This is a genomic window from Chryseobacterium sp. YR221, assembly GCF_900176315.1.
Classification (GTDB): Bacteria; Bacteroidota; Bacteroidia; order Flavobacteriales; family Weeksellaceae; genus Chryseobacterium; species Chryseobacterium rhizosphaerae.
Genome location: NZ_FWXM01000002.1, coordinates 200,050 through 213,776 on the forward strand (window position 1 = coordinate 200,050; position 13,727 = coordinate 213,776).

Annotated in this window: 11 protein-coding genes; 7 read left to right on the plus strand and 4 right to left on the minus strand. The window is 36.9% G+C overall.

The window, feature by feature from the left end:
* Positions 1-15: 15 nt before the first annotated feature.
* Positions 16-1,122: an Mrp/NBP35 family ATP-binding protein gene (locus B8967_RS05875; RefSeq protein WP_047492057.1), complete on the minus strand. Its 1,107-nt coding sequence runs from the start codon at positions 1,120-1,122 to the stop codon at positions 16-18.
* A gap of 149 nt (positions 1,123-1,271) precedes the next feature.
* Here B8967_RS05875 and B8967_RS05880 point away from each other — a divergent pair, with 149 nt between their 5' ends.
* Positions 1,272-1,727 (plus strand): hypothetical protein, encoded by a 456-nt coding sequence (locus B8967_RS05880; RefSeq protein WP_084085155.1) that lies wholly within the window; start codon positions 1,272-1,274, stop codon positions 1,725-1,727.
* A gap of 133 nt (positions 1,728-1,860) precedes the next feature.
* Here B8967_RS05880 and B8967_RS05885 read toward each other — a convergent pair whose 3' ends face one another.
* Positions 1,861-4,203 (minus strand): TonB-dependent receptor, encoded by a 2,343-nt coding sequence (locus B8967_RS05885; RefSeq protein WP_084085157.1) that lies wholly within the window; start codon positions 4,201-4,203, stop codon positions 1,861-1,863.
* A gap of 95 nt (positions 4,204-4,298) precedes the next feature.
* Between B8967_RS05885 and B8967_RS05890 the strand changes: the two genes are divergently transcribed.
* Positions 4,299-7,100 carry a GH92 family glycosyl hydrolase gene (locus B8967_RS05890; protein WP_084085159.1) on the plus strand — a complete coding sequence of 934 codons (2,802 nt, stop codon included), beginning with the start codon at positions 4,299-4,301 and terminating at the stop codon, positions 7,098-7,100.
* 136 nt (positions 7,101-7,236) lie between these two features.
* On the opposite strand, the gene B8967_RS05895 is transcribed toward B8967_RS05890, so the two are convergent.
* Both B8967_RS05895 and B8967_RS05900 read right to left on the minus strand, forming a co-directional pair.
* Positions 7,237-7,959 (minus strand): phytanoyl-CoA dioxygenase family protein, encoded by a 723-nt coding sequence (locus B8967_RS05895; RefSeq protein WP_084085161.1) that lies wholly within the window; start codon positions 7,957-7,959, stop codon positions 7,237-7,239.
* 10 nt (positions 7,960-7,969) lie between these two features.
* The gene (locus B8967_RS05900) at positions 7,970-9,220 is read right to left on the minus strand and encodes a dicarboxylate/amino acid:cation symporter (protein WP_047492041.1); all 1,251 of its coding nucleotides are present in this window, start codon (positions 9,218-9,220) and stop codon (positions 7,970-7,972) included.
* A 597-nt stretch (positions 9,221-9,817) separates the two neighbouring features.
* Between B8967_RS05900 and B8967_RS05905 the strand changes: the two genes are divergently transcribed.
* The 5 genes from B8967_RS05905 to B8967_RS05925 all read left to right on the plus strand — a co-directional run bounded on the left by B8967_RS05905 (position 9,818) and on the right by B8967_RS05925 (position 13,661).
* Positions 9,818-10,714 carry a hypothetical protein gene (locus B8967_RS05905; RefSeq protein ID WP_047492038.1) on the plus strand — a complete coding sequence of 299 codons (897 nt, stop codon included), beginning with the start codon at positions 9,818-9,820 and terminating at the stop codon, positions 10,712-10,714.
* A gap of 10 nt (positions 10,715-10,724) precedes the next feature.
* Positions 10,725-11,564 carry a complement C1q domain-containing protein gene (locus B8967_RS05910; RefSeq protein WP_047492035.1) on the plus strand — a complete coding sequence of 280 codons (840 nt, stop codon included), beginning with the start codon at positions 10,725-10,727 and terminating at the stop codon, positions 11,562-11,564.
* Between the two features lie 9 nt (positions 11,565-11,573).
* Positions 11,574-12,485, plus strand: coding sequence for a hypothetical protein (locus B8967_RS05915; RefSeq protein WP_084085163.1), 912 nt, complete (start codon positions 11,574-11,576; stop codon positions 12,483-12,485).
* A gap of 258 nt (positions 12,486-12,743) precedes the next feature.
* A complete protein-coding gene (locus tag B8967_RS05920) occupies positions 12,744-13,235 on the plus strand; it encodes a BON domain-containing protein (protein WP_047492027.1) in 492 nt (163 codons plus the stop codon).
* Between the two features lie 6 nt (positions 13,236-13,241).
* The gene (locus B8967_RS05925; RefSeq protein WP_047492023.1) at positions 13,242-13,661 is read left to right on the plus strand and encodes an SH3 domain-containing protein; all 420 of its coding nucleotides are present in this window, start codon (positions 13,242-13,244) and stop codon (positions 13,659-13,661) included.
* Positions 13,662-13,727: the final 66 nt, after the last annotated feature.

A 13,727-nucleotide genomic window follows, 5' to 3' on the forward strand; every position in this document is an offset into this window, starting at 1 on the left:
GATTGAAAGTTATTATTATTTTGCTTTTGGTGAGCACCCTGCCATTGTTGAGATCTTTACAGCTTCAGTAGGAGGAATATTCTTATTTCTTTCTACTAAGCTTTCAACCATCTTTCTTGCTGTTTCTGTATAGATTTCTTCAATTTTAGAACCTTCCTGAAGGGCTGCAGGTCTTCCTACATCTCCGGCTTCTCTGATACTTTGGATCAAAGGGATTTCTCCAAGCACCGGAATTCCAAGATCTTCAGCAAGATACTGTGCTCCCTGGTTTCCAAAGATATAATATTTATTCTCAGGAAGTTCATCCGGTGTAAAATACGCCATATTTTCGATTAATCCAAGAACAGGAATATTAATACTTTCCATCTGGAACATTGCAATACCTTTTCTTACATCTGCCAATGCTACATGCTGAGGTGTACTTACAATTACAGCACCTGTAACAGGAACTTCCTGGATAATTGATAAGTGAATATCACCTGTTCCCGGAGGAAGATCTATTAATAAGAAATCCAATTCTCCCCACGCTGCATCTCTGATCATTTGGTTCAATGCTTTTGAAGCCATTGGACCTCTCCATACCACAGCCTGATTAGCTCCTGAGAAATATCCTATAGAAAGCATTTTCACCCCATAATTTTCAATAGGCTTCATCATGCTTTTACCACCAACATCTACAGAAATGGGTTTTGCGCCTTCTGTATCGAACATAGTAGGTACTGATGGTCCGTAAATATCGGCATCCAATAACCCAACTTTAAAGCCCATTTTAGCCAATGTTACTGCCATATTTGCAGAAACAGTAGACTTTCCTACTCCTCCTTTTCCGGAAGCAATAGCGATAATATTTTGAATCCCGGGAATTTGTTTTCCTTTGATCTGACTTTGCTGAATTTCACTAGGCTCCGGAGAAACGATTTTAAGTTTTAAATGAACATTTTCTCCAAACTCACTGGCAAAAGCCTGCTTCATTGCAGCCTCCAGCTTTTTCTTTTCATGCATTGCAGGCGAATGAGCGGTCATGTCAATATAAACATCTTCACCCATAATCTGAAAATTATTCACTAAATCGTCTACTTCTATTTCTTTAAGGAAATTTTGAACCTTTTCTTTCGTCAACATATAAATATAAATTGTTTACAAATTTACGGATTTTTTCGGTAATTTAGAATCAATAAAATCTATAATATCAGGTGATAAATCAGATGATTAAAAATGTTGTTTATTCTATTTTTTCATTCTGACTTTTTCTCCGTCACACAAAATAATGTATGAAAAATACTGCTTACCCATCTAAATATGCTTCTCCCAAAGGAATTTTCAACGTTGGAAAGACCAGGTTCAAATGGTATGACCTTGCCGGAAATCTTTCCGAAATTTCTTCCCAAGACATCAAAAATGCCCAACTTGCCATAGAAAATGCCGGTGAAAATTTTCAGGAGATCAATGATCTTGGCTTTGTTATCATGCACCGATGTGGAGAAAACTATCTTCTTTTGGTCTGCACATGGCGAAGTGAAAATGAATTATGGGAAAGTGTATACTATGATGGTTCGGGAACATTTGAAATATGGGACAGAAATAAAACCCATCTCCCCACTTATTGTGTCTGGGAAATGGGAATTGTATATTATGAATCCCGGGCATGGAAAAAATACCTGGGAACAGAAAGAAGAGAGAATGATCAGGAGCTGTATCTTCAAGATTTCTTTGAGGGAGAAGTATAGATATTACTCCGGATTTTTTGAAAGCTATTTTTGCGAAACCCTATAGATTTGAATGTAAAGGAGTATCCTAATAACTTATAGTTTTCAGCAATTTAAAAGTCCAATAATAATGGCCTTTTTCTAACTTCCTTTCCTAATTCGCTCTGTTCTTCTCATCAAAATTCACATGACGGCTGGCTCCTTTTACCTTTTTGTTTCCAAAAGTATAAGTGGCCGATACTGTTAGTCTTCTGGCATCGTAATAATTATTGTAAGAATGGGTTCCTGTCGTATAATAAATTTTACCAATACTTTTCCCTTGCTTAAAAATATCGGAAACCATTACATTCACCTGAAGGTTCCTTTCCATAAAGCTCAACTTAAGCCCTGACGTAAAAACTCCGGCAAAATCCATATACATATTTCCTGAATTTGAAGGTAAACGGAACCAATAATTGAGAATCAACTGAATTGTTTTGCCCTTAGTAAGTCCCAGAGTATTCTGAACATCGAAATCGTAGCTGTTTCCTTTTCTGGAAACGGCATCGGTTGCAAAAACAGTTGTATTCATATAAGAATAATTGGCTGAATAATTCGCTTCCCACATTTTGAAAAAAGTATCTGAATAGTTAAGGGAAACTCCCATACTGTTCTGATTGTAGTAGTTTTCAAAAGTACTGATCCTGTTTTCATTTTTCAGGTTCGCCAGCTGACCAAACGCATCCAAAGTTCTCTGAAAATAAGCAGAAGCTGACAGTTTTCCTTTGTAGACATAGGACAGTTCAAAATTGTGATTGATAGAAGGTTTCAGAAACGGATTCCCTGTAAAGTAAGAATTGATATTGATGTACCAGCGATATGGATTGATCGCCCGGAATCCGGGCCTGTTGATCCTTTTGGAATAATTAAGATTGAAGGTATGATTTTCATTACTTTTATAGGTGACATAAGCCGTTGGAAAAAATTTCCCATAAGAATTCTCTGTCTGCTGTCCTGAGGTTAAAGAATTTCCGTTAACAACAGCGTATTCATAGCGAAGCCCAGCTTTTGCCGACCATTTTTCATTGAAAGATTTTTCAAAGCTGATATAGGCGGCATAATTTTTCTCATTATATTCAAACTGATTGCTTTTTAATGGATCTGTCACATAATTTCCATTGATCAGATTCTGATAGGATATATTAGAATTATTATCAAAATTAGTGAACTTCACACCTGTTTCGGTTTTTGCAAACTGATAAGGTAAGGTAAGATCGGCCTGCCCGGAATAGATTTTATAATCTACCGTTGAAGGAGATTTTACCACAAAGCGGTCTCCCAGGTTTTCCGTTGTTGTAAAATCAATGGTCGTTTCAGGAACATTGGAAAAATAATTTCCTGTAATGCTCAGCTTATGATCCTGTTTTCCGAATTTCAGATCATAATAGGCACTTGCCGTATGCTGCTTCCCTGTTGCTCTGTGTTCTGCATACGTAAGTAGTGTATTGGTATAGTTGTCATTCTGAAAATAGTTCGACGTATTTGTGATATTCATATTGGAGTGGCCGAATCCATAATCATAGATAAAGCCTATATTAGACTTATTCCCCAACTGATAGTCAATACTTAGATTAGCGCCCAACCCGTCACCGAAATCTTTTCTGTTGTCGTTACTTTTAAGACCATCTGCACCTTCTATCCAGTAATTTTCATATGAATGTTTGTCATATTTATTCTGTCTTAATTTCAATGAAGAACGGAGCTTTTCGTTCTGATAATTGACGGTTGCACTATTGGATGTTCCTGTATACGTTTGCTGCTGAAGACTTGTCGTAAAACTTCCGCTCCATCCCAGATTCTGATTCTTCTTCAACACAATATTGATCAGTCCGCTATTTCCCTGTGCTTCGTATTTGGCAGGCGGTGAGGTAATGACTTCTATTTTTTCGATATTTTCAGATCGCAGACTCTTAAGGTAGGTTACAAGCTCGGTGGGTGAAAAGTTCAGTATCCTGTCGTTTACCATTACCGCTACCCCATTTTTCCCAACAATGGAAACTCCTGTATTATCATCTATTTTAACCAATGGTGTTGTTGCAAGAGCATCTGCCCCATCCATTCCCTGTGAGGCAATGGAGTTAGCAACATTGAAAACCAATCGGTCTGCCTTTCTCTCAATCAGTTTTTTTCTGGCGGTAAGACTAACTCCTTCGATCTGCTGTTCTTTCTTTTTTTCAATAAAAAAATCCTGTTTCAGATCTCCACTTACCGTAATATCCTTATTGAATACTTCCACTCCTTCCTGTATAAGTTGTATATGGTAATTTCCTTTCTCCAAAAGTTTCAGTGAATAATTTCCTTTTTCATCCGAAATAACAGTTTGTTTCTTCTCACCTTTTACAGCTACTACTTCAACGTAGGAAACCTCATGTCCGGTTTGTGTGATTTTTCCCGTTATACTTTGTGAAAAAGCAATTGCCGGAAGCAGGAGTATTCCTGACAAAAATATTCTCTTCATGAATTATGATCGTTTTTTATAGGACAAGCTATACCATTCTTTTATTACATCTGTTTTGCTGTTTTTCAATATATTCGCTATTATAAAATTAGAATATGAAAAAAGGGCTCATCACGTTTTCTTTATTTGTTACCCAGATTATTTCTGCTCAGAACTATTCACAATATGTCAATCCGTTCATAGGGACAGGAGGTCATGGTCATACTTTTCCGGGCGCTATAGTTCCTTTCGGAATGGTACAGCTTTCTCCGGATACCAGAATAGACGGAAGCTGGGACGGATGCAGCGGATATCATTATTCGGATTCGGTGATCTATGGGTTTTCCCATACTCACCTGAATGGAACCGGGGTTTCTGATTATGGAGATATTATGCTTATGCCTACGATGGGCAATCCAAGTCTGAATAGTAAAGACTATTCTTCAAAATTTTCACATAAGAACGAAAAAGCTACTGCCGGATTTTATACTGTAAAATTAGATAAAAACAACATCAACGTCCGCCTTACCACTACCAAAAGAGTCGGCTATCACGAGTATACTTTCAATAATGCCGGAAATGCTAATATTATTCTGGACCTCAACCATAGAGACAAATTGCTGGAAGGTGAAGTAAAAATCATTGATGATAAAACCATTGAAGTTTTCAGAAGAAGTGAAGCCTGGGCAACCAATCAGTATATCTATTCCAGAATTGAATTTTCTAAACCTATGAAAATCTCTAAGAAGGAAGTTAACGGAAAACAGGAGGCCAACCTTTATACCGGAACAAAACTGGCTTTGGCATTTTCTGCAGAGGTTAAAAAGGGAGAAAAAATCAATATAAAAGTTTCCATTTCCCCTACAGGCTATGAAGGGGCAGAAAAAAATATGCTGGCAGAAGGACAGATGAAGGATTTTGAAACAGTAAAAAAACAGGCTGAAACAGATTGGGATAAAGAGCTTTCAAAAATAGAGGTAAAGTCTGAGGATAAAAACAAACTCTCTGTTTTTTATACGGCATTGTACCATGTTTTTACACAGCCTAATATCAATATGGATACTGATGGAAAATACAGAGGCCGTGATAATAAGCTTTATATAGCCAAAGACTTCGATTATTATACCGTGTTTTCGCTTTGGGATACCTTCAGGGGAGCACACCCTCTGATGACTTTAATTGACAGAAAAAGAACCGCCGATTTTGTCAACACCTTTATCAAACAATATGAGCAGGGAGGAAAACTTCCTGTATGGGAGCTGGCTTCCAATGAAACAGAATGCATGATCGGTTATCATGCTGTTTCTGTAATTGCCGATGCTATGGCTAAAGGAATTCAGGGATTTGATTATGAAAAAGCTTTTCAGGCGTCAAAGAATTCTGCCATGCTGGATATTTTTGGGTTAAATGCCTACAAGCATAATAATTACATCAGCATAGATGATGAGTCTGAGAGTGTTTCCAAAACAGTAGAATATGCCTATGATGACTGGTGTATTGCTCAAATGGCTAAAATTTTAGGTAAGAAAGAAGATTATCAGTATTTCATGAAACGTTCTCAAAACTGGAAAAACCTCTATAATCCTACGAACGGATTTATGCAACCCAGAAAGAATGGAAAATGGTATGAACCTTTTGATCCGAGAGAGGTAAACAATAATTATACAGAAGGAAATTCATGGCATTATTCGTATTCCGTACAACAGGATATTCCCGGTCTTATTGCAGCTCATGGCGGAAAAGAGAAATTTGAAAAGTTCATTGATGCCATCTTCGCTGCTCCGGATAAGACAACAGGCAGAGAGCAGGTAGATATTACAGGGTTAATGGGCCAGTATGCGCAGGGAAATGAACCGAGTCATCATATTGCTTATCTCTACAATTTTGTAGATAAACCTGAAAAAACAGATGCTAAAATTAAATATATCCTTGATAATTTTTATAAAAATACACCGGACGGACTTATTGGAAATGAAGACTGCGGACAGATGAGTGCCTGGTATGTGCTAAGCTCAATGGGAATTTATTCTGTAACCCCGGGATTACCTGAATGGGCAACAACTACTCCTTATTTTGATGAGGTTAAAATTCATCTTGAAGACGGAACTACGAAAACCATTACCAAAAATACAGGTAAGGCAGAACTTAAAAAACTGGGATTTGAAAATGTAAAATCATTTAAAGATTTTAAGTATGATCAGATCACAGCTTCCCCTATAATTTCAGCTGACCGGATTTTTGACTTTTCTACAAAGGTTGAGATTACTCCATTACACCCCGGTGATAAAGTGTATTATATGACTATGGATGAAAGTGATGCCAATAAAAGAAAAACATTCATTCCTTATAAAGGACCTTTCTCTATCACAAAAACGACTCAGGTTCTCGCATATGCCGAAAAAAATGGTGAGAAAAGCTCTGCCACAGTAGCCAATTTTAACAGAAGACCGAATTATTGGGATATCCATATTCTTTCAAAAGCCACTCCTCAGTATACAGCTAATGGAAAACTGGCATTAATTGACGGAATCAGAGGAGATATCAACTGGCGAAAAGGGGAATGGCATGGATATCAGGGGCAGAATTTCGAAGCAATTATTGATTTCCAATCTCCTCAGCAGATCACAAAACTATCTTCCACCTATCTTCAGGACAGTAAAGCCTGGATCCTGATGCCCAAAAAAGTGGAATATTATGTTTCTATGAATGGTAAAGACTTTATTCTTTTGAAAACAATAGATAATACGATCGATCCTAAAGACGAAAAGGTTCAGATACAAGACTTTGCAACGGAAATACTTCCTACCGAAGCCAGATATCTCAAAGTAAAAGCTTATTATTTCGGAAAGCTTCCGGAATGGCATCAGGGCGCCGGTGGAGATGCTTATATCTTTATTGATGAAATCTCTGCAAAATAAAACGAGAAAAAGAATTTCTATTGTTTTTCTGTTACGATCAGGAAAGTATTGAAGATCCTGACAGTGAAATACTATACTCTGATTAAAGCTAAAACAAACCCCTCTACAGAATTTGAAGAGGGGTTTGTTTCTTATCTCAATGTATTCTTTCAGACCATTGCAGGACTTCCGGAAGTTCCATGTCAGAAAATTCTATATGGATCACTCTTCTCTTTTTACCGTTGGTGGTCCTGTTGGAACCATGAAGGGTAAGAGGTTTCATAATCATGATTCCCCCTTTTTCTACATTGCATATTTCTTCAGTTTCCACCTTCCAATCGATAGTTTCAGGTCTGTAAATTCCTTTGGAGTGGGATTTTGGAACCACTTTTAAGGCTCCATTATTTTCATCCGTATCATCCAGATGAATTCTGATGGTATAAATATTCTCCAGTATAGGTAGCGGAGGCTGAACGGCAAACTGGTTTTGTTTTGTGGTCCAAGGGCCGAAATCGGGTACATCCAATTTTTTATCTACAGAAATAGTGAGATCCTGATGATATGCTACATACCAGTTAGAGGTTTCTGGCTTATCAAAATAAATACTTTTTACCACAAAATATTTTTCTCCGAAAATTTCTTTAACCACTCTTTGAATATTTTCATTAAAGATGAGGTCTTTTATTTCCGGAAGTTCTTTTAAAAACTGTCTAATAGCAAACAGGCCTTCAGATTTCCTGAAATTTTCTTTTGAAGTATCTATATTTTCAAGAACACAGCTTATTTTATCAATTTCCTCAGGAGAAAAAATAGTGTTTATAACAGTAAAGCCATATTCAAGAATATGGCTTTTATATATTTCTAAGTTTTTTAAACTCATTGATAAATCTTTAAATTTTATCTAAGGGCTCGGTTAACTGTCCTTCCCACTTAGAAACTGCAGAAGTAGCCAGTGTATTTCCTAATACATTTGTCATACTTCTTCCCATATCACAGAAGTGGTCAATTGGCAGAATTAAAGCAATTCCTTCCGGGGGAATACCAAACATCGAGCAGGTAGCCACAATAATCACCAGTGAAGCTCTTGGAACTCCGGCAATACCCTTTGAAGTAAGCATTAATACCAGAAGCATCGTGATCTGCTGCCCCAGTGTCATTTCAATACCGTAGATCTGGGCAATGAAGATAGAGGCAAATGTCATATACATCATACTTCCATCCAGGTTGAAAGAATATCCTAAAGGCAGAATAAAAGATACTACTCTGCTGTTACATCCGAATTTCTCAAGCTCTTCCACCAATTTTGGGAATACAGCTTCCGAACTTGTTGTGGAGAATGCGATCAATAAAGGCTCTTTAATTCTTTTCAATAAATCAAAAAGACGGTTTCCTAAGATCAGATATCCTACCAGTAAAAGAACAAGCCATAGAACTCCTAATGCGAAGAAGAAGTCTCTTAAATAAATGGCATAGACTTTAAATATTTCAAACCCATTAGTAGCCACTACTGCTGCAATAGCTCCTAATACTCCCAGAGGAGCAAACCACATAATATATCCTACCATTTTAAGGATAGCGTGCGCAATAATATCGAAAAGTTTAACGACCGGCTGAGCATATTCTTCTCCCAAATTTGCCAAAGCCACTCCAAACATAATAGCGAATACTACAATCTGTAATACTTCATTAGTTGCAAAAGCCTCAAATAAACTTTTAGGAATCATATGCTTCACAAAGTCTTCCAAAGAAAAACTTTTGCTGCTTTTAAGAAGGTCTTCAGCAGAAGCAACATCCTGGATTGGTAGCTTTGTTACATGTCCCGGTTCCAGCCAGTTTACCAGCATCAAGCCTATAAAAAGGGAAATCAGAGAAGCAGAAATAAACCAAAGCATGGCTTTTGTCCCTACCCTTCCGATCATTTTGATATCACTCATTTTGGCTATCCCAACAACCAAAGTGGTAAATACCAATGGGGCAATGATCATCTGTACCAATCTGATGAAAACAGTTCCCAATAATTTTATATTCTTGGAAAAAGGTTCCGCACTTTCCGGATATTTTACATGTACTATTCCTCCAATTCCTACTCCCAGGATAAGTGCAATGATAATTGCTATAAAAAGTTTATTCTGTCCTTTCATATATAGTTCAATTTGCGCAAATATAATGGTTTTTCAGTTGGCATAAGATTTTCTTCAAAACGGATTAATTTTAGAGTAGAATTTTAATAACCCGACGGGTATTTTGAAAATAAAAAAAACAATAGATGGTTTACAATCTATTCAACTAACCATCAATCAATTAAAACGCCCTTAATTGCAATACTAAAATCTATAAACGTCTCGAAATATATCGATTCGTTATTTTTTGATTGATTGCATAAAATTATCAGTTTTGCATAAAATATATTATAAAACGATTAGAACCTAACGTTTACATTAATAAGATTCTAAAAACACATTAATTTATAAGAAATTAAATTTATTATGATGAAACTTATATCTGTTTTTAAGAGCATGCAGTACAATTAATTTTTAAACTTTAAATTTTGCTTATTCCCTCAAACGCAACAATTTAAAGGTACTGCATCATTAAAAATCAAAATACTATCCATGAGATTTAATGTACATTTTTTGATTTTTGAAACCAGTTTATGAAATTTTTAAAATAAGCTGATTGATAGCTAATGATTAACGCTTACTACATTTAATTAATTGCTTGAAATTCTACATGAGAATATGAAAAAAGAAAAATACAAAATATTGATACTTCCCCTATGTTTTTTTATCAATATATTTAATGCACAAATTGGTATAGGCACAGGTAATCCACAAGGAATGTTCCACGTAGACGGTGCCAAGGATAATCCAACTTCAGGAACGCCAACTCCGGCACAACTTTCTAATGATATTGTGATCGATAAAGTAACAGGCTTTATTGGAGCGGGAGTTCTTACCCCTCAGGTCCAGTTAGATATGAGATCAACAGCAAATGAAAATTCTCTGGGTATCGGTACTACGAGTATGTTGGCCAATGCAGCAGGAGCAGGTGCTGTACGCTATGATGTAAATAATACGCCGGTAGGAGCCAAAATTGAAGTGTCTGATGGTACAGTATGGCATAAAGCTTACGTTGCCCCTCAAAAGGCTGTGGTAGTAGTTCGGAAAATTGTAAGCCAGTCAATACCTACAGCTTCGGCAACAACTATTATTAATTGGAATGAGGTACGTGACATGAGCAATAGCTTTAACCCCAGTTCGGGTGAATTTACAGCTCCCCGTAATGGAACCTATACTTTTTTACTAACATTTAATTTTAACGGTACTGTTATTACTGATGGCTCCAGAGTGGAATCACAGTTTTATAACCCTGCTACAAGCACGGTTCTGGCCAGTGTCTATAAAACTTTCGGCCAATCTATGACGGGTTCATCTGATGATGCCAATGCTACACGCTCCACACAGGCTGGAGGCTCAAGTACTGTTACACTCACATTGGATGCAGGTACCAGAGTAAGTGTCAGATTGTATCAGAACCTTGCCTCAAGTGCTATTCCACTTCGGGTTACCACCGACCCTCTGAATCCCGCAAATCCGGATGATGGATTTAATAATTTAACCGTAATAGAACATTAAGATATAGAGTATGAAAATCAATATAATTAAATTATTCACTTGTATTTTAGTTTTTTCTATCATAAAAACTACTGCACAGGTAGGGTTTTTCATCCCGAATCCTGCACAGCCTTTACACATTGACGCAGGAAAAGATGATGGTTCCACACCCGATGCAACAAAAATATCTAATGACATCGTTGTTACATCAACCGGTCAGTTAGGGGTTGGCCTTTTAAATCCGGTTACTAAAGTTGATCTTCGATCTTCAAGTAACGAAAGAATTATCGGTTTGGGCAGTAATACCCAAAGTCCTACTACAGCAGGTGGAGGTGCCATACGTTACAATTCCGGTGGATTTTTAGAGTATTCTGATGGTGAACAATGGATAGCATTACCACTTACTCCCCCTACCAAGGCCCTTGTAAACGCTAATAAAAGCTCTGCCCAAAGCATTCCGAGTGCTGCATCAACGGTCATTACCGGTTGGGTAGAAACAGTTGATTTAGGTGCTGGCACTGGTGGAGATTTCGATCCTTCCAGCGGAATTTTCAAAGCTCCACGTGATGGTTTTTATTTGGTTTCTTTCAGCATCACATTATCTAATGGAAATATCCCTAAAAATACATTTATAGAAACGGCCATAGAAAGCAGCCAAAGCTCTAATAATATTCCGGTATTTAAAACAATAAATTCTTATCCCGCTTTTCAGGCTGGTGCAGTAAGCAATTATATAAGTGGAAATTGTAATGCTATTTTCAATCTCAAGAAAGATGATACTATAAAGTTTAGCGTAAGGCATAATATTGGCAGCGCGCGAAACACACTAAATGACAGCAAATTAAATAATTTAAGCATTAGCGAATTATAAAAACACTTAATGATGGTATCAAAAAATAAAATAAAAAGATGCATTAGTACTTTACTTATTGTATCACTTCAAGTAAGCTATATAAATGCTCAAATAGGAATTGGAGTACCCAATCCGACAAATCCTGTAGAAATTAAAACAAATGCGGGTAATATTGTGGTTGACCCTTCCGGAAGAATGGGTGTGCTGGTAGCTAATCCGAAGGTAGCTATGGATCTTCGTGGTGGGACCAATGGTTCTGTGGCTATTGGGAATACTACAAAAACAGCTGCCGAAGCAGGTGCAGGTACCTTACGATATGTTGCAAGTCCTGCTATTGGGGTAAAAGGCTATTTAGAATTTTCCGACGGTTCTTCCTGGGTTAGTTTTTTCCCAAAAGGGAAACCTCGTATCATCGTAATGGCAAGTAAGATTACTCAGGATACATACGTATTTGAAAGTGCAGTACCTTCGGAAATAGGAACTAAATCCGGGGTGGTTCAAAGAAGATCTTCATACCTAACTAACTGGGCTGAGAAATTAGACTCTGATTCGGGTGTTCCGACTGCAAATTTTAACCCGGCTACAGGTGAATTCATAGCACCACGTGACGGTGTATACTTTGCAACTTTTACGTTCGCATTACAATCCAGCCAGGTGAATACTGGAGCCAATAATCAAACAGAGGCAATTTGGGAAGTTAGAAATTCAGCGGGTACTATCACCCAAAGAGTAAAAACAAATAATGGATATGCTTCTGATACAGGAGGAAGTCCTAATGCAGTACCTGTAGGCTCAGCTTGTACAGTAAGTGTGTATTTAAATAAAGGAGACAAATTAAGACCTTTTATCTGGATTACAGTAGCATTTGATGGAACAGTCAGCCAGTTTGATACTTCAGGAAGTGGAGCCTATAATTCACTTACAATAGTTGAACAGTAAAACATTCTGTAACAAACAAGAGGGCTGTTTACATGTTTTCTCCAATGAAGTGGAAATTCTTTAATGAACATTTTGTTTAGTAATCCTAAACAAAAAAGATCGGAAAGACCCTAGAAAAGATGTATAACACTTAAAAATTAAATCCCTGGTTTATAAAATATTGTAAAAAATTTAAGAAACATTTATTGATTTTTTATTCTTTTGGTACAAATTTTATTATTACATTTGATTGTATAACAACATTAATAAATATACAATATGAAAAAAACTATCGCAATGGCTGCATTAGCTGTAGCTGTATCTTTCGGAGCAGTTTCTTGTAAAAAGAAAGTATCTGATGCCGATCTTCAGACTCAGGCTACAACTGTAGTAACTTCTAATCCCAATGCTTCTGTTGAAGTAAAAGAAGGTGTAGCTCACTTAAGCGGAACTTTTGCAGATCAGCAGTCTAAGGATGCAATGATCACACAATTAAAAGCGATCAGTGGAGTAAAAGACGTAATGGATATGTCTACTATAGCAGCACCTGCGCCTGCAGCGGCACCTGTTGAAACAACTTCTGCTGTAGATCCTGCTGTTCAGAAAAAAGTTCAGGATGCTGTAAAAGATTTCCCAACTGTAAAAGTAGAAGTTGTAAACGGACAACTTACCCTTACAGGAAATGTTTCAGGTTTACAGGCTAGAAAGATCAAAGAATCTGTAGATGCTCTGAAAATTGGAAAATATAACAATAACCTAACTGTAAAATAATTTAAGATGAGCGAATTACAAGATAAATATTCAAGTGTAGTTTCAGCAGCTCAGTCTGCAGGAATTTCAAACCTTCAGGTTCAGGAGCAGGACGGAATTCTTTATGTTTCCGGAAATGCTTCAAACACTGCTGCAAAAGATGCAGTATGGAATGCTTTAGGTGCTATTGATTCTACATATTCTTCTTCAGATATCAATATTGATGTACAGGTAGCAGGTCTTGCTGCAGGTGCTTCTTTAACGATCGCAACAGAAGATTCTAACCTGAATATCAGACAAGAGCCTTCTACGGAAGCTGCTGTTGTAGGAAAAGCGGCAAAAGGTTCTTCAGTAACTTTAATTGAGCAGACTTCTGATGACTGGTGGAAAGTGAAAACTGCTGACGGTCAGGAAGGATATGCTTATTCAAGATATTTGAGAGCTTAATTAATTTTACGAAAATTAATTTCAGAAATATACTGAGAAACATCCCTATATTGGGATGTTTTTCTA

Excerpts from the sequence above, each read along its gene's own strand:
- B8967_RS05875 (WP_047492057.1), bottom strand. The coding sequence starts at position 1,122 with ATGTTGACGAAAGAAAAGGTTCAAAATTTCCTTAAAGAAATAGAAGTA.
- B8967_RS05880 (WP_084085155.1), top strand. The coding sequence starts at position 1,272 with ATGAAAAATACTGCTTACCCATCTAAATATGCTTCTCCCAAAGGAATT.
- B8967_RS05885 (WP_084085157.1), bottom strand. The coding sequence starts at position 4,203 with ATGAAGAGAATATTTTTGTCAGGAATACTCCTGCTTCCGGCAATTGCT.
- B8967_RS05890 (WP_084085159.1), top strand. The coding sequence starts at position 4,299 with ATGAAAAAAGGGCTCATCACGTTTTCTTTATTTGTTACCCAGATTATT.
- B8967_RS05895 (WP_084085161.1), bottom strand. The coding sequence starts at position 7,959 with ATGAGTTTAAAAAACTTAGAAATATATAAAAGCCATATTCTTGAATAT.
- B8967_RS05900 (WP_047492041.1), bottom strand. The coding sequence starts at position 9,220 with ATGAAAGGACAGAATAAACTTTTTATAGCAATTATCATTGCACTTATC.
- B8967_RS05905 (WP_047492038.1), top strand. The coding sequence starts at position 9,818 with ATGAAAAAAGAAAAATACAAAATATTGATACTTCCCCTATGTTTTTTT.
- B8967_RS05910 (WP_047492035.1), top strand. The coding sequence starts at position 10,725 with ATGAAAATCAATATAATTAAATTATTCACTTGTATTTTAGTTTTTTCT.
- B8967_RS05915 (WP_084085163.1), top strand. The coding sequence starts at position 11,574 with ATGATGGTATCAAAAAATAAAATAAAAAGATGCATTAGTACTTTACTT.
- B8967_RS05920 (WP_047492027.1), top strand. The coding sequence starts at position 12,744 with ATGAAAAAAACTATCGCAATGGCTGCATTAGCTGTAGCTGTATCTTTC.
- B8967_RS05925 (WP_047492023.1), top strand. The coding sequence starts at position 13,242 with ATGAGCGAATTACAAGATAAATATTCAAGTGTAGTTTCAGCAGCTCAG.